Raw genomic sequence first — 18689 nt, forward strand, 5'->3', positions numbered from 1 at the left:
ATCTATGAAGAAGGTACTTGTCGCGCGTCCCACTTTTCCCGATGTGATCGAGCGCCTGAAACAGTATTTCGATGTCGACGTGAACCTCGGCGACGTGCTCCCGCAGGACGAGTTCGCGCGCCGTATCGCCGACAAGGACGGTGCGTTCACCGCGGGCGAGTGGGTCGGCGAGAAGGAACTGGCGGGCGCACCGAACCTGAAAGTCGTCGCGAACATGGCGGTCGGCTACAACAACTTCGACATGAAGGCATTCGATGCGCACAAGGTCCTCGGCACCAACACGCCGAACGTGCTGAACGAAACCACCGCCGATTTCGGCTGGGCGCTGATGATGGCGGCTGCGCGCCGCGTCACCGAATCCGAACACTATTTGCGCGCGGGCAAGTGGCAGAAGTGGTCGTTCGATTCGTTCCTCGGCGCCGATGTGTACGGATCGACGCTCGGCGTGATCGGCATGGGGCGCATCGGACAGGCGCTCGCGCGGCGGGCGGGCGGTTTCGACATGCGCGTGATCTATCACAATCGCTCGCGTGTCGCGCCCGAGATCGAGGCGCAGCTGAACGCCGAATACGTGTCGAAGGAAGACCTGCTCAAGCGCGCGGATCATGTCGTGCTCGTGCTGCCGTACACGAAGGAGAACCATCACACGATCGGCGCGTCCGAGCTCGCGCTGATGAAGCCGACAGCGACGCTCACGAACATCGCGCGCGGCGGCATCGTCGATGATGCGGCCTTGATCGTCGCATTGCGCGACAAGCGCATCGCGGCGGCGGGCATCGACGTGTTCGAGGGAGAGCCGGACTTCAACCCGGATTTCCTGCTGCTCGACAACGTGGTGCTGACGCCGCACATCGCGAGCGCGACCGAGGGCACGCGCCGCGCGATGGCCAATCTGGCGGCGGACAACCTCATCGCCGGGCTCGGCGAAGGGCCGCGCGCCGGAAATCCGCCCAACCCGATCAATCCGGACGTGCTGAAGAAATGACGGAATTGCTGTATGGCGCTGTCGCTGCGTTGGCGATCGCGCTGGTCGTGTCGCTTTTTGCGCTTATCGTCGTGATACGGCGTAACTCGAACGCGCATATTTACGATGAATTCGAGGCGCTCACCGATCGCGTGAACGACATGGGCGAGGCGCATGCGCGCGCGCAAGAGCGGCTCGAACGCGGGCTGCGCGGCGACATTGCCGAGAGCGCGCGCGTGTCGCGCATGGAATCGCAAAGCGGCTTCACGCAATTCCATCAGACGCTCGCGACGCAACTGGCGAGCACGTCGAGCGTGCAGAACGCGCAGTTCGACGCGCTCGCCCAGCAACTCGCGCAACAAAGCCAGCAGGCGCGCGAGGATCAGGGCAACGCGCTGAAGCGTTTCGCCGATTCGATGTCGCTGCATCTGTCGCAGATGTCGGATGCGAACGAGCGTCGGCTCGGCGAAGTGCGTGCAACGCTCGAAGCGCGTCTCAAGGACATCGAGGCCAACAACGCGACGAAGCTCGACGAGATGCGCCGAACCGTCGACGAAAAGCTGCACGCAACGCTCGAACAGCGGCTCGGCGAGTCGTTCAAGCTCGTGTCGGACCGGCTGGAACAGGTGCATCGCGGGCTCGGCGAAATGCAGACGCTCGCGGCCGGTGTCGGCGATCTCAAGAAGGTGCTCACCAACGTCAAGACGCGCGGCATCTGGGGCGAAGTGCAGCTCGAATCGCTGCTGGAGCAATTGCTTACGCCGGATCAGTACGCGAAGAACGTCGCGACAATTCCGAAGAGCAACGAGCGCGTCGAGTTCGCGATCAGACTACCGGGCCGGCACGATGCGCCAGGCGCGCCGGGCGATGCCGCGACGCCCGTGTGGCTGCCCATCGACGCGAAGTTTCCTCGTGAGGACTACGAGCGCCTGATCGACGCGCAGGAGAGGGCGGACGTGGTCGGAGTCGAAGACGCGTCGCGCGCGCTCGAAGGCCGCCTGCGCGCGGAAGCGAAATCGATAGCGCAAAAGTACGTCGCGCCACCGCACACCACGGACTTCGCGTTGCTCTTTCTGCCGACCGAAGGACTCTATGCGGAGGTGTTGCGCCGCCCCGGCCTGAGCGATTCACTGCAGCGCGACTATCGGGTGACGATCGCCGGACCGACCACGTTGACCGCGCTTCTCAACAGCCTGCAGATGGGATTCCGCACGCTCGCCATCGAGAAGCGTTCGAGCGAAGTGTGGCAGGTCCTCGGCGCGGTGAAGACCGAGTTCGGCAAGTTCGGCGAAGTGCTGGCGAGAACGAAGTCGCAGCTCGAAACCGTCACGCGCTCGATCGAAGCCGCGCAGACGCGCACGCGGCAGATGGGCAAGCGCCTGCGCGATGTCGAGGCGCTGCCGGGAGAACAGACGGCGGGGCTATTGGGCGATGCGCTCGGAGATCCGTCATCGCCGGAAAGCGACGACGACCTGTGACTTACTGGGCGAGGCGTTCGAGCGGCTCGCCGGTCACGCGCACGATGCGCCAGTCGGGGAGAACCGTCGCGCCCATCTTCTCGTAGAAGTCGATGGCGTTCTGATTCCAGTCGAGCACCGACCACTCGAAGCGACCGCACTGACGCTCGATCGCGAGGGCGGCGAGCTTCTTCAGCATCAGCGTGCCGAGACCGCTGCCGCGCATCGACGGACGCACGTACAGGTCTTCGAGATATAGGCCGCGCTTGCCGAGAAAGGTGGAGAAGTTCTGGAAGAAGAGCGCATAGCTCACGACTTCCCCTTCCTGCTCCGCGACGAGCGCTTCCGCGGCGGGACGCGCCCCGAAAAGGGCCTCGTGCACGCCTTCCTTGGTCGCGATGAACAGATGCGTGAGCTTCTCGAACTCCGCGAGCTCGTACATCAGGCCGAAGATCGCGGCGACGTCGGCGGGCGTGGCCGCGCGGATCGTCGCATTCCCGTTCGCCGTGCTCATGCTTCCTCCGGCGCGTCGGACAACACGATTTCGATGCCGCCGAAACGCGACGCCACCCAGTTGTACGCGTGGCACGCGATCCACAGCAGGATGAAACCGAGAATCGCGTTGAGCAGCAGCGCGCTCGTGACCGTGCTCACTTCCACCGAGCCGTATCGCACGAACGCGACCACGACGCCGAGCAGCACGATGGGCACGCTGAAAGTCAGGTACACGAGGATCAGCGCCTTGGCGGTCTGTCCGGGTGCAATGAATGAGATCTGCTTTTTCATGGAAGGAAAGCCCCGTCTATCGATGTAGGAATATGTGTGCTGGCGACGTTCGTTGCGGCGCGCGTCAGATCAGGCCGTCGAACGGCACGATCTCGATTTCGTCGCCGGCGTCGATGTCGCCGCGCGCGTGCTCGAGCACGATGAAGCAGTTGGCTTCGCTCATCGAGCTGAGCACGCCGGAACCTTGCGGGCCGGTCGTGACGACGCGAAAGCGGCCGTCGTCGTCGCGCGTTGCGATGCCGCGCTGGAACTCCGTGCGGCCCGCGCGCTTTTTCATCGGCTCGGCGGCGCTCGCGCGGATGACCGTGAGCGGCTGGCGCGTCGCGCCGGACATCGCGGTCAGCGCCTCGCGCACGATGAAGTAGAAGGTCGCCATCACGGCGACCGGATTGCCCGGCAAGCCGAAGAAGAGCGCCGACTTGCCCGTGCCCGCGCGCGCGCCCGACCACAGGCGGCCGAACGCGAGAGGCCGGCCCGGGCGCATCGCGATCTTCCAGAAGGCGACGTCGCCGAGCGAATTCATCAGTTCGCACGTGAAGTCCGCATCACCGACCGACACGCCTCCCGAACTGATGACGACATCCGCGCTTTCGGTCGCATGGCGCAGCGCCTTTTCGAGCGATGCGCGGTCGTCGCGCACGATGCCGAGATCGACCGTTTCGACGTTTAGGCGCTTGAGCATCGCGAAGAGCGTGTAACGGTTGCTGTCGTAGAGACTTCCCGGGCTCAGCGTTTCGCCGACCGAGCGCAATTCGTCGCCCGTCGAAAAGAAGGCGACGGTGAGGCGCTTGCGAACGGACACTTCGCCGATGCCGAGCGACGCGAGCAGACCCAGATCCGATGCGCGCACGATGCGGCCAGCGAGCAGCGCCGGCTTGCCTTTCGCGAGATCCTCGCCTGAGAGGCGCCGGTTCTGGCCCGCGCGGATCTTCGCGGTGGAGAAGCGGATCGCATCGCCTTCGCGCGTGACGAGCTCCTGCGGCACGACGGTGTCGCAGCCCGGCGGAATGAGCGCGCCCGTCATGATGCGTACACACTCGCTCGCACCCGGCGCGCGTTCGAAAGGTCGTCCCGCGAGCGCGGTGCCCGCGACGGACAAGTCGATCGTATCGCCGCCGCGCGAGAGCGCCTCGCCGGCGAACGCGTAGCCGTCCATCGCGGAGTTGTCGAACGCAGGCACGTCGATGGGCGAGATCACGTCGTCGGCGAGCACGCGGCCGAGCGCGTCGTGCAGGCCCACGCGCTCGACGTGAGCGTCCCGCGTGCGCGGCATGGCCCACTGACGCACGATTTCCTGCGCGGCTTCGACAGGAAGCGCATTCGGATCGTACTGGGCGACGCAGGCGGAGAGGTCCTTGGACGTGGTCATGAATCGGCGTGGATCGCGCCGGAACCCGGCGAAGAAGCAGCCACGAGGCCGCGCGGTGGTAGAACGCCTGTACGCGGATTGCCGCAATGGCGGACGTGAGAATCAGCGGCGTTCCAGCTCGGCCAGCTGCTGTAAATCATTGATATTGTAAAACGCGCGTTCATCGTGAAATCGCACTTCCACCGGCTTGTGGCGCGCGTACCACGCGCGGACCTTGCGTTCTCCGCGGTCGAGCCAGGCGTCGAGATCGTCGGCGAGCGAGGTGCGCAGGAGCGCGAAAACCGGATGCGCCGTGACTTCTCCGGACGCATCGATTGTTGCGGCGTACGCAACGTCGCCGCCATGCGCGTCGAGCGCTTGCATCAACGTGACGCCGATATGTTCGTCGACGAAAGGCGCGTCGCAAGGCGCGGTCAGCACATATTGCGTGGTGGCGGCGCGCAGTGCGGCGGCGATGCCGGCGAGCGGCCCCGGATAATCCGCTCGCGTATCGGGGATGACGCGCGCGCCGAACGCAGCGCCGAGGCGCTCGTAGTCTTCGATGGAACGATTCGCGCTGATCAGGAGCGTGTCAGCCTGAGGCGCGATGCGTCGCATGACATGCAGTGCGAGCGGCTCGCCGTGAAACGGCTGCATGCCTTTGTCGACGCCGCCCATGCGCGAACCGCGTCCGCCCGCGAGCACGAGCGCGGTGACAGTCGAGGCGGAATGGGCGTTCAGCACGAGCGATCCAACGCGCTCAGCCGCCGATGTACGACATCTCGACGCGACGCGCATCGTCACGCGTCGGCGCCGACGCGCTGCCGCGCAATTGCGAATAGCGGTCGCCGCGCGCTTCCCAGATGCGTGCGACGGCCGTCGCGACTTCCTCGTCGCTCGCGCCGCTGCGGATCAGGCCGCGCAGGTCGTGGCCCGATACCGCGAAGAGACACAGATAGAGCTTGCCTTCGGTCGAGAGCCGCGCGCGCGTGCAGGAGTCGCAAAAGGCGCGCGTGACGCTGGAAATCACGCCGATTTCGCCGCTGCCGTCGCGATAGCCCCAGCGCTGCGCCGTTTCGGCCGCGGTATGGGCTTCGAGCGGTTCGAGCGGGAAATGCGCGTCGATGCGCTCGACCACCTGCGCCGATGGCAGCACTTCGCTCATGTTCCAGCCGTTGGACGCACCGACATCCATGTATTCGATGAAGCGCAGAACCGCGCCGCTGCCTTTGAAATGGCGCGCCATCGGCACGATTTCCTGATCGTTCGTGCCGCGCTTCACGACCATGTTCACCTTGATCGGATCGAGGCCGGCGGCTTGGGCCGTTTCGATGCCGTTCAGCACGTCGGCGACCGCGAAATCGGCGTCGTTCATACGGCGGAAGAGCGCATCGTCCAGTGCGTCCAGGCTGACCGTGACGCGCGACAGGCCCGCGTCCCTCAGAGACCGAGCCTTGCGCGCGAGCAGCGAGCCGTTCGTGGTGAGCGTCAGGTCGAGCGGACGGCCTTCCGGCGTGCGGAGGAGCGCGAGCCGCTCGATCAGGAATTCGATGTTCTTGCGCAGAAGCGGCTCGCCGCCCGTCAGGCGAATCTTCTCGACGCCATGCGCGACGAACACGCGCGCAAGCCGCTCGATCTCCTCGAATGAGAGCAGGGCGGCGTGCGGGAGAAACTGGTAATCCTTGTCGAACACTTCGCGCGGCATGCAGTACACGCAGCGGAAGTTGCAGCGGTCCGTCACCGAAATGCGCAAGTCGCGCAGCGGGCGCGCGAGCGTGTCCGTGAGCAATCCGGACGGCGACGCCGTCACGCCGGAGAAATCCGGGATTGCGCTGACGTCGGCGAGAGGAATGATGCGTCGGGACATGATGACTCGGGGCTTGGCCTGCGGCCTTGTTCGAATGATGGTTACACCGTCTCATTTTAGCGGAACCGGACGTAAGGACGCACCGGCACTAAGTCGCGGTTTTCCCTTGTCATCGACCAAAAAAAACGCCATCGACCGGGATCGATGGCGTTTTTTCTGCTGCTGCCGGTTCACCGAAGCGAACCGGCTCGTGCGCGCGCGCTTAGTGGACGTGCTTGCCGGTTTCCACTTGCTGCATCGGCGTGGTGTCGGCCGGCGGGAGCACCTTGCGCTCACGCGGCACGCGCACCGCGGCCGGCTCGCGCGCGGCGGCGGCATTCGCCTCGCGCAGTTTGCTTTCGTCGGTGTTGACCCAGACGAGACCCGCTTGCTCCAGCATCGGCATGAGCGTTTCGACGGCGATCGGCTTCGACGTCGCGGGTGCGGCCGGCGCGGCGGACTTCACCGGCTCGGCAACGACGGCGACCGGCTCTTGCGCGGCCACGGGCGCCGGCGCTTGCACTTCCGTGCTCTCGACAGGCGTTACCGGCTCGACGATCGTCGCTTCCGGCGTCGGCGCGACCGCTGCGGTTTTCACCGGCTCGGCGACTTCGACGGGCTCAGCCGCTACAGGCTCGACGGGCGTCGGCGCCGTTTCGACGGGCTTTACCGCTTCGACCGGCTTCGGCTCTTCCGTCACGGTGGGCGTGAACGGATCGGCGATCGTCGTGTCGGCAACCTTCGGCGACGGGCCGAACGGATTCTCGACCGGCGTCGCGGAAGCGGGCTTCGCGAAGACATCGAACGTGGCCGGTTCGGGCGTTTGCGACTTCAGCTCGAACGGCTCGGCTTCGACGGCTTTGGCGACCGGCGCTGCTTCGGCCGCTACAGGCGCTTGCTCTTGCGTTTCTGCCTTCGCCTCGACCGGCGTCGCAGCCGGCTGCTCGATGACCTGCTCGACCGGTTGCGGTGCGACCGGGCGGCTTTCGCGACGCGCGGACGCTTCCTGCGCGGCTTCGGCGTCGAACACGCCGGCTTGCGCGGAGACGCTTTCGGCGGAGCCTTCTGCTTCGGCGACGTCGGCGGCGTGATTCACGGTCATGCCGTCTTCATCGCGGTCGCGGCGGCCACCACGACGGCCACGGCGACGGCGGCGACGCTCTTCGCCCTCACGCGCGGCTGCCTGTTCGGCGGCGTCGATGCCAGCCTGTTGCGCATCGAGATTGAGTTGCGTCGCTTCGACGATTTCCGACGGCACCGTTTCGCCCTGCGTCAGCGCCTCGACGGCGGCTTCCGGTTGCGGCTTGCGGCGCTCGCCGCGTTCCGCGCGCTCGGTGCGCTCACCGCGATCAGTGCGTTCACCGCGTTCGGCACGCTCGCCACGGTCGGGGCGTTCGCGGCGTTCCTGACGCTCGGCCGCTTCCGGACGGGCGGCGCGTTCCGCGTTGCGATCGCGCGTTTCACGCGGTTCACGGGCTTCACGCGGCTCACGGGGTTCGCGTGCCTCACGCGGTTCACGGGTCTCGCGCGGCTCGCGGACTTCACGCAGCTCACGTCCTTCACGGCCGCCACGCGGTTCGCGATCCTCGCGACGCGCGCCCTGGCGGCTCGCGCCGTTGCTACCCGTCGCGGTGCCTGCCGCAGCGCCTTCACGCCCGGCGCCGCTGCTACCGCCACGACGGTTGCGATTGCGATCGCCGCCGCCCGTGCGCTCGCCGCGTTCACGCGGAGCGCGCGTGGCCGGCTGAGCTTCCACCGGTGCCGGAGCGGGCTGCGCTTGCGGCTGAATGCCGAACAGATTCTTGATCCACGCGATGAAACCGCCGCTCGCCGGCGCGGGCGCCGCAACGGGCGCGGCCTCGACGGGCGCGGGCTTGACCGGTGCGCTCGGCGCCGGCTTTTCGGGCGTGATGCCCTTCACGGCCGCTTCCTGCTTCGGCTTCACTTCTTCGGTGCGCTTGCTGTAGCCGGTCTCCGACTCCAGTTCGCTCGCCGCTTCGACGGCCATCTTCCACGACGAGCGCGGTTCGTCGAGACGTGCATCGTCGTGACGCAGACGTTCCAGCTTGTAGTGCGGCGTTTCGAGATGCTTGTTCGGAATCAGAACGACGTTGACCTTGAAGCGCGACTCGATCTTGTTGATTTCCGAGCGTTTTTCGTTCAGCAGGAAGGCTGTCACCTCGACCGGCACCTGGCAATGGATCGCCGCGGTGTGTTCCTTCATCGCTTCTTCCTGAATGATCCGCAGCACTTGCAGCGCGGACGATTCGGTATCGCGGATATGACCCGTGCCGTTGCAGCGCGGGCAGGTCACGTGGCTGCCTTCGGACAGCGCCGGACGCAGACGCTGACGCGAAAGTTCCATCAGGCCGAAGCGCGAAATCTTGCCCATTTGTACGCGCGCGCGATCGTGCTTGAGCGCATCTTTCAGGCGCTGCTCGACTTCGCGCTGGCTCTTCGCCGACTCCATGTCGATGAAGTCGATCACGATCAGCCCGCCCAGATCGCGCAGACGCAACTGGCGCGCGACTTCGTCGGCGGCTTCGAGGTTGGTGCGCGTGGCGGTTTCCTCGATATCCGCGCCCTTGGTCGCGCGCGCCGAGTTCACGTCGATGGCGACGAGCGCCTCGGTGTGATCGATCACGATCGCGCCGCCCGAGGGCAGCGGCACCGTGCGCGAGTACGCCGTTTCGATCTGATGCTCGATCTGGAAGCGCGAGAAGAGCGGCACGTCGTCGTGATAGCGCTTCACCTTCGAGAGGTTGTCGGGCATCACGATGTCCATGAAGGCGCGCGCCTGATCATGGATTTCGGTCGTGTCGATGAGAATTTCGCCGATGTCCGGCTGGAAGTAATCGCGGATCGCGCGGATCACGAGGCTCGATTCGAGATAAATGAGCATCGGCTGGCCGGCGACGCCGCTCTGCGACGCGGCTTCGATCGCGCGCCAGAGTTGCATCAGGTAGTTCAGGTCCCACTGGAGCTCTTCCGCCGAACGGCCGATACCGGCAGTCCGCGCGATGATGCTCATGCCTTCCGGCAGTTCGAGCTGCGCCATGGTTTCGCGCAGTTCCTGCCGCTCGTCGCCCTCGATCCGGCGCGACACGCCGCCGCCGCGCGGGTTGTTCGGCATCAGGACGAGATAGCGTCCGGCCAGCGAAATGAATGTGGTCAGCGCCGCGCCCTTGTTGCCGCGCTCTTCCTTCTCGACCTGAACGATGAGTTCCTGGCCTTCGCGCAGCGCGTCCTGGATGCGCGCGGAGCGCATCTCGACGCCATCGCGGAAATACTGGCGGGCGACTTCCTTGAACGGCAGAAAGCCGTGGCGGTCTTCGCCGTAGTTGACGAAGCAGGCTTCGAGCGACGGCTCGATGCGGGTGATGACTCCCTTGTAGATATTGCCTTTGCGCTGTTCGCGTCCGGCGGTTTCGATGTCGATGTCGATGAGCTTCTGCCCATCGACGATGGCGACGCGCAATTCTTCTTGCTGCGTCGCGTTAAACAGCATGCGTTTCATGAAACGGCTCCAGAGCGGCTCCGTCCTTCCTCGTCGGGCGAATCGGCGTCAGTGACAGGTAACGTCACGCGCGCGAAGCGGGAGGGTGGGCGTGCCACGCTTTTTTGTGTGTTGTCACAAAGCACGCTGGAGCGGGACTTCTGGCGGGAGAATTGCCGAAAGCAGGCGTTGGCGCCCGAATGGGGCAGCCGCGCCGTGGGGCTCATTGCGAAACAACTGCGAGGCGTCGGATGCGTCGCGCGGCGCGTGGCGAGGATGAACGGCGGCGCTGCGGCTGCGCGTCTCAAAAAAGACGCGCCGAACCGACCGCGCTCTTGCGAAAAGCCTGATTCCTCCCAACGGCGGCTGCGGGGACGAACGGTCTCGCGCAAACCAGCGCGATGCTTCGTGACCGATCCTCTTCGCTGCCATACCGCGCCGGCGCGGCCGCGGGCTCGATTGCTCCCGTCGGCTCGCAGCCGTGTGTCTCGCCTCATTTTGCGGCGTCGCCGCGCTTCGCAGAATTCAGCGCAGCAGCGGTTTTCGCCGGCAATTGTTCGCAAAACCGGCGAGCCTCGATTTGCCTATTTCTCCCGCTCGATGGCAGGGTCGATTCGGGCTGGCATCCGGCTTTGCTTGCCGGGCGCCGTCGCTTCTCGCCGATAAAATTCTTTTTGACCAAAAATCCGTTACCGTCGACGATCGACTCGACCGAACGCGCCTGTGGGCTCCGTCCCTGCCGGTGATATCGCCGTGCGTGCAACTCGTCGCTCTCGATTTCCGGGTGAGCAACCGACCTCGGGCGCAAGTAAAATGATGGTTTATCGCTTGCACCTGTACAGTCTGATCAATCTCGGCCGCTGCTTGATCTTAAGCGTCGACCTTTTCAGGCTGTTCGCAAATTATATTCAGAATGAATGAGTTAGGCAAAACATCCCATAAACGGGTCGCAAGCGAGCAAGTGTCGATGATCGAAGTCGACGAAACCGCCGCCGGTCAGCGAATCGACAACTTTTTGTTGCGCGTCTGCAAAGGCGTCCCCAAAAGCCACATTTACCGCATTCTCCGCAGCGGGGAAGTGCGCGTGAACAAGGGGCGCATCGACGCGGCGTACCGGCTCGAACTGGGCGACCTCGTGCGCGTCCCGCCGATTCGCACCGCGCAGCAGGACGAGGCGCCCGTTTCGTCGAATGCGCCCGCCGCCGAATTCCCCATTCTTTTCGAGGACGACCATCTGATCGTCATCGACAAACCGTGCGGCGTCGCAGTGCATGGCGGCAGCGGCGTCGCGTTCGGCGTGATCGAGCAACTGCGCAATGCGCGGCCGCACGCGAAGTTCCTCGAACTGGTGCATCGGCTGGATCGCGAAACCTCCGGCGTGCTGATGCTCGCGAAAAAGCGCGCCGCGCTCGTCAATCTGCACGAGCAGATCCGCGAGAATCGCATCGACAAGCGTTATTACGCGCTCGGCCACGGCGACTGGCAGAGCGACTGGGGCCGCCGACGCATCGTGAAGGCGCCGCTGCACAAATACGTCGCGGCGGACGGCGAGCGGCGCGTGCGCGTTCAGGAGAACGGTCTGCCATCACACACGGTTTTCAATCTGATCGAGCGCTGGAACGACTACGCGTGGGTCGAAGCGGAACTGAAGACGGGGCGCACGCATCAGATCCGCGTGCATATGGCGAGCATCGGCCTGCCGATTGCAGGCGACGCCAAGTACGGCGATTTCGCGCTGAACAGGGATTTGGCCCGTCCGAACGCCAAACCGTCGCTGAAACGCATGTTTTTGCACGCATATCGTCTGAAAATTACCCATCCCGCGACGGGCGAGCCGTTGCAGTTCGAAGCGCCGCTGCCCGTCGAATGCAAGCGGGTCATCGAGCAACTGAAAAATCGAGAGACAGCGTAAATGGCGCGGCAGCAATTTGATCTGATCGTTTTCGACTGGGACGGCACGCTGATGGATTCGACCGCCCACATCACCCGCAGCATTCAGGCTGCGTGCCGCGACCTAGGGCTGCCGGTTCCGGCGGATGAATCCGCGAGCTACGTGATCGGGCTGGGACTGAAAGACGCGCTGCAAATCTGCGCGCCGACGCTCGATCCGTCCGACTATCCGCGCCTCGCCGAGCGTTATCGGTTTCATTTCCTGACGATGGGCCAGAAGACCGAACTCTTCGACGGCGTGCGCGAATTGCTGCAGGAACTGCGCGATCTCGGCTATTTCCTCGGTGTCGCAACGGGCAAGAGCCGCGTCGGGCTGAATCGCGCGCTCGACGAATCGCGGCTCACGAGCCTCTTCGACGGCACGCGCTGCGCCGACGAAACATTCTCGAAACCGCATCCCGCGATGCTCCACGAGCTCACGCGCGAACTCGGCCAGGATCTCGGGCGCACGGTGATGATCGGCGACACCACGCACGATCTGCAAATGGCGATCAACGCGGGCGCGGCGGGCATCGGCGTCGGCTACGGCGCGCATCCGGCGGATTCGCTCGCGGCGCTCAAGCCGCAGTTTTGCGCCGACAGCGTCGCTTCGCTGGCGGGCTGGCTGCGGGAGCACGCGTGACGGCGGCCGCGGGGGACGCGGTTCGCGTGTGCGCATCGGAAGAACTCGTCGATGGCGGCGCGGGTGTGCGCGTTCCGGCAACGGAAGCGAGCGGCGACGCCGTTGTCTTTTTCGTGCGCTACGACGGCAAGCCGCACGGCTACCTGAACCGTTGCGCGCACGTGCCGATGGAGCTCGACTGGAACGAGGGCCAGTTCTTCGAAAGCTCGGGCCTATACTTGATGTGCGCGACCCACGGGGCGATCTACGAGCCCGACACCGGCAAATGCGTCGGCGGTCCGTGCCGCGGCGCGCGCCTTCGGCCCGTGACCGTCGAGGAACGCGATACGCCGGAAGGCCGCGCGGTCTTCTGGCTCCCCGACGACGCGTTGCGTCCCGCCTGACTCCCTTCTCATCACATCCATAACGCATGTCCGACAACATTCCGCCGCGCGGCAACGACAATTGGGAGCGCGACGCGCTCGAACGCATCGCGCTTGCCGCCATCCGCGAGCAGCGCGCCGCGCGGCGCTGGCGCATTTTCTTTCGCTTCGTGTTTCTTGGCGTGATCGCGCTGATCGCGTGGGGCGTGTTCGATTTCACCGGCGACCGCGTCGCGAAAGCCGGCAAGCACACGGCGCTCGTCGATTTGCAAGGCGAAATCTCCGCAAATAGCGATGCGAGCGCCGACAACATCGACGGGGCGCTTCAGAGCGCGTTCGAGGACGAAAACACGGCAGGCGTGATCCTGCGCATCAACAGCCCGGGTGGCAGTCCCGTGCAGGCGGGCATCATCAACGGCGAGATCCGGCGGCTGCGCACAAAATATCCGAAGACGCCGCTGTACGTGGTCGTCGACGACATGTGCGCATCGGGCGGCTATTACGTCGCAGCGGCGGCCGACAAGATTTATGTCGACCGGGCGAGCATCGTCGGCTCGATCGGCGTGCTGATGGACGGATTCGGCTTCACCGGTTTGATGGACAAGCTCGGCATCCAGCGCCGCATCCACACGTCGGGTGCGAACAAGGGCGCGTTCGATCCGTTCTCGCCGGAAACGCCCGCGATGAACGCGCACGCGCAGGACATGCTCGACCAGATCCACACGCAGTTCATCGACGCCGTGAAGCTGGGGCGCGGAAAACGTCTCAAAGACGATCCGGAGCTCTTTTCCGGCATGTTCTGGACGGGCGAGAAGAGCGTCGAACTCGGTCTCGCGGACGGTTTCGGCGACGCCAGCTACGTGGCGCGCGAAGTCATCAAGCAGCCGGATATCGTCGACTACTCGCAGAAGGAGAGCATCAGCGAGCGTGTAGTGCGGCGCTTCGGCGCCTCGGTCGGCGATGCCGCCATGCGCGCGCTCACGCTCGGCGGCAAGCCCCAGTTGCGCTGATTACGACGCCAGCAGCAGAAAAATCGCCGGACGCTTGTGCAGCTCCGGCGCGCTCTGTTTCTTCCAGTCGGCCGCGGTGCGCGTGACGATGGTTTCGCCAGCCAACGTCAGATCGACGGCGACGCAGATCAGCGTCGAAGGCGCGCAGGTGGCGATGAGCGTATCGAGCATCGCGCGATTCCGATAAGGCGTCTCGATGAAAATCTGCGTCTGATTGGCCTTGCGCGACAGTTGCTCGAGTTCGCGCAAGCGCTTGCCGCGCTCGCTGGCGTCGACCGGCAGATAACCGTTGAACGCGAAACTCTGGCCGTTCATGCCCGAGGCCATCAGCGCGAGCAGAATCGAGCTCGGACCGACGAACGGCACGACCTTCACGCCGCGCTGATGCGCGCGCCGCACGAGCAGCGCGCCCGGATCGGCCACGGCAGGGCAGCCGGCCTCCGAGACGAGTCCCGCGTCGGTGCCGGCGAGAACCGGCGCCAGCAGCTTGTCGATTTCGGCGGGCGGCGTGTTGACATTCAACTCGCGCACTTCGATTTCCTGAATCGGCCGCTCCGTGCCCACTTTCTTCAAGAACGCGCGCGTCGTTTTCGCGTTTTCGCCGATGTAATACGCGAGCGCCGCCGCCTGCGCGCGCACCGGTTCGGGCAGGACGTGCGCGAGCGCGTCGGCATCGCCTTCGCCGAGCGTATTCGGGATCAGATAGAGAACGCCGCTCATGCCGCCTCCAGAACCGGATATCCGGCGTTGACCAGCATGCCGGTCAGCGCAATCAGCGGCAAACCGATGAGCGCAGTCGGGTCGTTCGAGTCGATGGCTTCAAGAAGCGCGATGCCGAGGCCTTCCGCCTTCGCGCTGCCGGCGCAGTCATACGGCGTTTCGGCGCGCAGATAGGTTTCTATCTGCGCATCCGAATAGCGGCGAAATCGCACGCGCGTGACGATGTCGGCGGACTGCACGTCGCCCGTGCGGCTGTCGAACAGGCAGAGCGCGCTATGGAATTCGACGCTGCGTCCACGCATCGCCCGTAGCTGCGCGACGGCGTTTTCGTGCGTACCGGGCTTGCCGATCTGCTTGCCGTCGAAGGTCGCGACCTGATCGGAGCCGATCACGAGCGCGCTCGCATGGCCGTCGAGGCGCTCGGCGGCGGCGCGCGCCTTGGCGATCGACAGCCGCACGGCGGTCGCTTCGGGCGTTTCGCCGGCGTGCGGCGTCTCATCGATATCGGGCGAGACGACGTCGAAAGGCATGCGCAAGCGCGCGAGCAGCTCGCGCCGATAAGGTGAACTGGACGCCAGGATCAGGCGCGGCGGCGTTTTTGAAGCTTCGGACATGGAGCGAATCCGGCAAAAATGGGTGTAAAAACGACGGGCGGCGGGTCCGCCCTTAAGTATTTGACTCGAAAGAATAAAGCCGATATGATTTTGGGCTTTTCATCGGTACTTGCGCGGCGAAGCCGTCTCCTTGTGCCGATGAGCCGGTGGAAGAAGGCCTTCAGCCAGGCTTTGCCAAGAAGCACGAATGTCGGCTCGATGCAAATTCGGGCAAGCCACGCGTTCCTCGATGTAGCATCGCGGTGCATACTGAGCATTCACCGGAAGCACTAACCAAGCAAGGCCAAGCAGGAGCGCACATGACTCAGAATCCTGGCAAACCTGTGAGCCCCGCCGATCTGCGCGCGCTCGACATTTACGACTTCGCCAAAAGCGGCAGGCAAGCGGCCGGCGCGCTGCGCTTGTCGCAGATGCCGCGCATGTTAGCCGAAGTCCCGGCTGAAGCGCCAGATCGCGACACCGTGTTCACGTGGCAGGGCGAGGGCTCGACCCAGCCGGAACTGCAGAACGACGGCACGGAGGCGCCGCAGCCGTATCTGCGTCTCGCGGTGCACGGCTCGGTGTGGCTCATGTGTCAACGCTGTCTTCAGCCGTATTCGCAACATCTCGATGTCGATGCAACGTATCGGATCGTGGCGACGGAGGAAGAAGCGGACGAATTTCCGCTCGACGACGATGAAGTCGAAGTGATCGTAGGCTCGCGCCAGTTCGATCTCGTCGACTTGATCGAAGAGGAATTGTTGCTGTCCTTGCCGCTCGTGCCCAAGCACAACGTGTGTCCCGAGATCCACGAAAGTTTGCTCCCGGGCGATGCGGACGACGAGTCGGATGAAAGCGGTGCGCAGGAAGAGGATGACAAGCCGAATCCTTTTGCCGTGCTGGAGAAGCTGAAGCAAAGCGGACCCGACGACAAGAAGCACTGAAATGGTTTTGTAGCACGCAACAAACTGGTAGCGCGATGTGCGCACCCGATGGCCGAACGGCCGAGGGCTGTCGGCGGATCGGGCTGTGTTAGAATTCGCAAAATTTTTCTGGAGTAATCATGGCAGTTCAGCAAAACAAGAAGTCGCCGTCGAAGCGCGGCATGCACCGTTCCCACGACTTCCTCACGACGGCTCCGCTGGCTGTCGAGCCGAGCACGGGTGAAGTGCATCTGCGCCACCACGTGAGCCCGAACGGCTACTATCGTGGCAAGAAAGTCATCAAGACGAAGAACGACTAAGCGTTCGTCGACGCTTGATGCGCCCGTCAGAACCGTTTTGCGGGCACGCGGGCGCAACTCGCTCTTGACACTTTCCCGGTACGACGAGAAGGCGGCATTTCACTGCCGCTTTTTTGTGCCCGAAATTCGTCGCGTTCCATGACTGTAAAGATAACCATCGACTGCATGGGAGGCGACCACGGTCCAGCCGTGACCGTTCCCGCTGCCGTCAATTTCGTGCGCTCGCATCCCGACGCGCACCTGATGCTCGTCGGTCTCGAGCAGCCCATTCGCGCGCAGTTGAAGAAGTCGAAGGCTCTCGACGACCCGCGCCTGACCATCGTTCCCGCAAGCGAAGTCGTCGCGATGGACGATCCGGTCGAAGTTGCGCTGCGCAAGAAAAAAGATTCCTCGATGCGCGTCGCGCTTAACCTCGTGAAGGAAGGCGAGGCGCAGACCTGCATTTCCGCCGGCAATACCGGCGCGCTCATGGCGGTGTCGCGCTATGTGCTGAAGACGCTCGCCGGTATCGAGCGTCCCGCCATCGCGTTCGCGATGCCGAGCCAGAAGGGCTACACCACCGTGCTCGACCTCGGCGCCAATGTCGATTGCGAACCGGAGCATCTGCTGCAGTTCGCGGAAATGGGCCACGCGCTCGTGTCGGCGATCGAAGGCCGCGAGCGGCCCACCATCGGCCTGCTCAACATCGGCGAAGAAGTCATCAAGGGCAACGAAACGATCAAGCGCGCGGGCGAGCTCCTGCGCGCGAGCACGCTCAACTTCTACGGCAACGTGGAAGGCAACGACATCTACAAAGGCACGACCGATGTCGTCGTGTGCGATGGCTTCGTCGGTAATGTCGCGCTGAAGACTTCGGAAGGCCTCGCGAAGATGCTCGCCGACATCATCAAGGAAGAGTTCAGCCGCAACTTCGCCTCGAAGCTGATGGCGCTCGTCGCACTGCCCGTGCTTAAGCGCTTCAAGAAGCGTGTCGATCCCGCGCAATATAACGGCGCGGCATTGCTCGGCCTGCGCGGGCTGGTCATCAAGAGTCACGGTTCCGCCGAGGCCTTCGGGTTTGAGTGGGCTATCAAACGCGGGTATGATGCGGTCAAAAATGGCGTGCTCGAACGCCTGGTGCGCGCGATGGAAGAGAATGCGCCCGCCGCGCGCGAGGCCGGCGCGAACGCTCCCGCGTCCAGCGCGCCGGTTGCGGCGGATCAATCGATCCAGCCGCCTGCTGCACCGCTCAACTCACAGCCCAACTCGCAGCCGAACCCGCCGGGCGAGTCCGGTACTGCGCTACATTCGAAGGCATAATGGCTCATTCCAATCTTTACTCTCGCGTGCTGGGCACCGGCAGCTACCTGCCGTCCGAGCGCGTCACGAATCAGGACTTGGCGGACCGTCTCGCGAAGCAGGGCGTCGAGACGAATGACGAATGGATCGTTGCGCGCACCGGCATTCACGCGCGCCACTTTGCCGCTCCGAACCAGACGACCAGCGATCTCGCGCTCGTCGCATCGCAGAGAGCGATCGAAGCGGCGGGCGTCGATCCCCAATCGATCGACCTGATCATCGTCGCGACGTCCACGCCGGACTTCGTGTTCCCGAGCACCGCCTGCCTGCTGCAGAACAAGCTGGGCATCAAGAACAACGGCGCGGCCTTCGACGTCCAGGCCGTGTGCTCCGGTTTCGCGTACGGTGTCGCGACGGCCGACAGCTTCATTCGCAGCGGGATGAACCGCACCGCGCTCGTCGTCGGTGCGGAGACGTTCTCGCGCATCCTCGATTTCAACGATCGCACCACGTGCGTGCTGTTCGGCGACGGCGCCGGCGCAATCGTGCTGCAGGCGTCCGAAGAGCCGGGCGTGCTGTCGAGCGCGCTGCACGCGGACGGCAGCTATTCCGACATTCTCTGCACGCCGGGCAATGTGAACGGCGGCGTGGTGGAAGGCCGCGCGTTCCTGCATATGGACGGTCAGGCCGTCTTCAAGCTCGCGGTCAACGTGCTCGAAAAGGTCGCGCTCGAAGCGCTCGACAAGGCGAAGCTCGCACCGGAAGACATCGACTGGCTGATCCCGCATCAGGCCAATATCCGCATCATGCAGAGCACCTGCCGCAAGCTGCATCTGCCGCCGGAGCGCATGGTCGTGACGGTCGGCGAGCACGGCAACACGTCGGCGGCATCGATTCCGCTCGCGTTCGACGTCGCGGTGCGCGACGGCCGCATCAAGCGCGGCGACAACGTGCTCATCGAAGGCGTGGGCGGCGGCTTCACGTGGGGCGCGTCGGTCATCCGCTACTGATCGT

The 18689-nt window shown here is 64.6% G+C and carries 18 protein-coding genes; 10 read left to right on the forward strand and 8 right to left on the reverse strand.

Features of this window, described 5'->3' with window-relative positions:
• Window positions 1-4 precede the first annotated feature (4 nt).
• Window positions 5-985, forward strand: a complete 981-nt coding sequence (locus PQR08_RS14850) for a 2-hydroxyacid dehydrogenase (protein ID WP_238215466.1) — start codon at window positions 5-7, stop codon at window positions 983-985.
• On the forward strand, window positions 982-2442 hold the full coding sequence (locus PQR08_RS14855) for a DNA recombination protein RmuC (RefSeq protein WP_250483888.1): 1461 nt from the start codon (window positions 982-984) through the stop codon (window positions 2440-2442). The genes PQR08_RS14850 and PQR08_RS14855 overlap by 4 nt, the downstream gene beginning before the upstream one ends.
• Window position 2443: 1 nt before the next feature.
• On the opposite strand, the gene PQR08_RS14860 is transcribed toward PQR08_RS14855, so the two are convergent.
• From PQR08_RS14860 to PQR08_RS14885, 6 genes are all read right to left on the reverse strand, one after another.
• Window positions 2444-2935, reverse strand: a complete 492-nt coding sequence (locus tag PQR08_RS14860) for a GNAT family N-acetyltransferase (RefSeq protein WP_250483887.1) — start codon at window positions 2933-2935, stop codon at window positions 2444-2446.
• The gene (locus PQR08_RS14865) at window positions 2932-3207 is read right to left on the reverse strand and encodes a hypothetical protein (RefSeq protein ID WP_008342276.1); all 276 of its coding nucleotides are present in this window, start codon (window positions 3205-3207) and stop codon (window positions 2932-2934) included. Before PQR08_RS14865 ends, PQR08_RS14860 begins: the two co-directional genes overlap by 4 nt.
• A gap of 64 nt (window positions 3208-3271) precedes the next feature.
• A complete protein-coding gene (gene moeA / locus PQR08_RS14870) occupies window positions 3272-4576 on the reverse strand; it encodes a molybdopterin molybdotransferase MoeA (protein ID WP_408161651.1) in 1305 nt (434 codons plus the stop codon).
• A gap of 102 nt (window positions 4577-4678) precedes the next feature.
• On the reverse strand, window positions 4679-5299 hold the full coding sequence (gene mobA, locus PQR08_RS14875; RefSeq protein WP_250483885.1) for a molybdenum cofactor guanylyltransferase MobA: 621 nt from the start codon (window positions 5297-5299) through the stop codon (window positions 4679-4681).
• A 16-nt stretch (window positions 5300-5315) separates the two neighbouring features.
• Window positions 5316-6422, reverse strand: a complete 1107-nt coding sequence (gene moaA, locus PQR08_RS14880) for a GTP 3',8-cyclase MoaA (protein ID WP_250483884.1) — start codon at window positions 6420-6422, stop codon at window positions 5316-5318.
• 202 nt (window positions 6423-6624) lie between these two features.
• Entirely contained in the window at window positions 6625-9918 is a 3294-nt protein-coding gene (locus tag PQR08_RS14885; protein ID WP_250483883.1) for an Rne/Rng family ribonuclease, read from the reverse strand.
• Window positions 9919-10810: 892 nt separating this feature from the next.
• Here PQR08_RS14885 and rluC point away from each other — a divergent pair.
• The 4 genes from rluC to PQR08_RS14905 are packed head-to-tail and all read left to right on the forward strand — an operon-like array spanning window position 10811 to window position 13841.
• Complete coding sequence (gene rluC, locus PQR08_RS14890) at window positions 10811-11809, forward strand: 23S rRNA pseudouridine(955/2504/2580) synthase RluC (RefSeq protein ID WP_250483882.1); 999 nt, start codon at window positions 10811-10813, stop codon at window positions 11807-11809.
• Window positions 11810-12469: an HAD-IA family hydrolase gene (locus PQR08_RS14895; RefSeq protein ID WP_187605804.1), complete on the forward strand. Its 660-nt coding sequence runs from the start codon at window positions 11810-11812 to the stop codon at window positions 12467-12469.
• Window positions 12466-12852 carry a Rieske (2Fe-2S) protein gene (locus PQR08_RS14900; RefSeq protein WP_035501689.1) on the forward strand — a complete coding sequence of 129 codons (387 nt, stop codon included), beginning with the start codon at window positions 12466-12468 and terminating at the stop codon, window positions 12850-12852. Before PQR08_RS14895 ends, PQR08_RS14900 begins: the two co-directional genes overlap by 4 nt.
• A 26-nt stretch (window positions 12853-12878) precedes the next feature.
• Complete coding sequence (locus PQR08_RS14905) at window positions 12879-13841, forward strand: S49 family peptidase (protein WP_187605802.1); 963 nt, start codon at window positions 12879-12881, stop codon at window positions 13839-13841.
• On the opposite strand, the gene PQR08_RS14910 is transcribed toward PQR08_RS14905, so the two are convergent.
• Together PQR08_RS14910 and PQR08_RS14915 are read right to left on the reverse strand one after the other, a co-directional pair.
• The gene (locus PQR08_RS14910; protein ID WP_250483881.1) at window positions 13842-14561 is read right to left on the reverse strand and encodes an SAM-dependent methyltransferase; all 720 of its coding nucleotides are present in this window, start codon (window positions 14559-14561) and stop codon (window positions 13842-13844) included.
• On the reverse strand, window positions 14558-15175 hold the full coding sequence (locus PQR08_RS14915) for a Maf-like protein (RefSeq protein WP_250483880.1): 618 nt from the start codon (window positions 15173-15175) through the stop codon (window positions 14558-14560). Before PQR08_RS14915 ends, PQR08_RS14910 begins: the two co-directional genes overlap by 4 nt.
• A 299-nt stretch (window positions 15176-15474) precedes the next feature.
• Between PQR08_RS14915 and PQR08_RS14920 the strand changes: the two genes are divergently transcribed.
• From PQR08_RS14920 to PQR08_RS14935, 4 genes are all read left to right on the forward strand, one after another.
• Window positions 15475-16098 (forward strand): DUF177 domain-containing protein, encoded by a 624-nt coding sequence (locus PQR08_RS14920; protein ID WP_187605799.1) that lies wholly within the window; start codon window positions 15475-15477, stop codon window positions 16096-16098.
• A gap of 119 nt (window positions 16099-16217) precedes the next feature.
• Complete coding sequence (gene rpmF / locus PQR08_RS14925; RefSeq protein ID WP_035501683.1) at window positions 16218-16397, forward strand: 50S ribosomal protein L32; 180 nt, start codon at window positions 16218-16220, stop codon at window positions 16395-16397.
• Between the two features lie 138 nt (window positions 16398-16535).
• Window positions 16536-17696: a phosphate acyltransferase PlsX gene (plsX, locus tag PQR08_RS14930; RefSeq protein ID WP_187605798.1), complete on the forward strand. Its 1161-nt coding sequence runs from the start codon at window positions 16536-16538 to the stop codon at window positions 17694-17696.
• Window positions 17696-18685, forward strand: coding sequence for a beta-ketoacyl-ACP synthase III (locus tag PQR08_RS14935; protein ID WP_035501680.1), 990 nt, complete (start codon window positions 17696-17698; stop codon window positions 18683-18685). The genes plsX and PQR08_RS14935 overlap by 1 nt, the downstream gene beginning before the upstream one ends.
• Window positions 18686-18689: the final 4 nt, after the last annotated feature.

The sequence above is a fragment of the Caballeronia jiangsuensis genome, from assembly GCF_046030135.1.
Lineage (GTDB): Bacteria > Pseudomonadota > Gammaproteobacteria > Burkholderiales > Burkholderiaceae > Caballeronia > Caballeronia jiangsuensis.

What these genes read in the sequence shown, in the direction of transcription:
- PQR08_RS14850 (WP_238215466.1), top strand. Translation starts at nt 5, where the DNA reads ATGAAGAAGGTACTTGTCGCGCGTCCCACTTTTCCCGATGTGATCGAG.
- PQR08_RS14855 (WP_250483888.1), top strand. Translation starts at nt 982, where the DNA reads ATGACGGAATTGCTGTATGGCGCTGTCGCTGCGTTGGCGATCGCGCTG.
- PQR08_RS14860 (WP_250483887.1), bottom strand. Translation starts at nt 2,935, where the DNA reads ATGAGCACGGCGAACGGGAATGCGACGATCCGCGCGGCCACGCCCGCC.
- PQR08_RS14865 (WP_008342276.1), bottom strand. Translation starts at nt 3,207, where the DNA reads ATGAAAAAGCAGATCTCATTCATTGCACCCGGACAGACCGCCAAGGCG.
- moeA (WP_408161651.1), bottom strand. Translation starts at nt 4,576, where the DNA reads ATGACCACGTCCAAGGACCTCTCCGCCTGCGTCGCCCAGTACGATCCG.
- moaA (WP_250483884.1), bottom strand. Translation starts at nt 6,422, where the DNA reads ATGTCCCGACGCATCATTCCTCTCGCCGACGTCAGCGCAATCCCGGAT.
- PQR08_RS14885 (WP_250483883.1), bottom strand. Translation starts at nt 9,918, where the DNA reads ATGAAACGCATGCTGTTTAACGCGACGCAGCAAGAAGAATTGCGCGTC.
- rluC (WP_250483882.1), top strand. Translation starts at nt 10,811, where the DNA reads ATGAATGAGTTAGGCAAAACATCCCATAAACGGGTCGCAAGCGAGCAA.
- PQR08_RS14895 (WP_187605804.1), top strand. Translation starts at nt 11,810, where the DNA reads ATGGCGCGGCAGCAATTTGATCTGATCGTTTTCGACTGGGACGGCACG.
- PQR08_RS14905 (WP_187605802.1), top strand. Translation starts at nt 12,879, where the DNA reads ATGTCCGACAACATTCCGCCGCGCGGCAACGACAATTGGGAGCGCGAC.
- PQR08_RS14910 (WP_250483881.1), bottom strand. Translation starts at nt 14,561, where the DNA reads ATGAGCGGCGTTCTCTATCTGATCCCGAATACGCTCGGCGAAGGCGAT.
- PQR08_RS14915 (WP_250483880.1), bottom strand. Translation starts at nt 15,175, where the DNA reads ATGTCCGAAGCTTCAAAAACGCCGCCGCGCCTGATCCTGGCGTCCAGT.
- PQR08_RS14920 (WP_187605799.1), top strand. Translation starts at nt 15,475, where the DNA reads ATGACTCAGAATCCTGGCAAACCTGTGAGCCCCGCCGATCTGCGCGCG.
- rpmF (WP_035501683.1), top strand. Translation starts at nt 16,218, where the DNA reads ATGGCAGTTCAGCAAAACAAGAAGTCGCCGTCGAAGCGCGGCATGCAC.
- plsX (WP_187605798.1), top strand. Translation starts at nt 16,536, where the DNA reads ATGACTGTAAAGATAACCATCGACTGCATGGGAGGCGACCACGGTCCA.
- PQR08_RS14935 (WP_035501680.1), top strand. Translation starts at nt 17,696, where the DNA reads ATGGCTCATTCCAATCTTTACTCTCGCGTGCTGGGCACCGGCAGCTAC.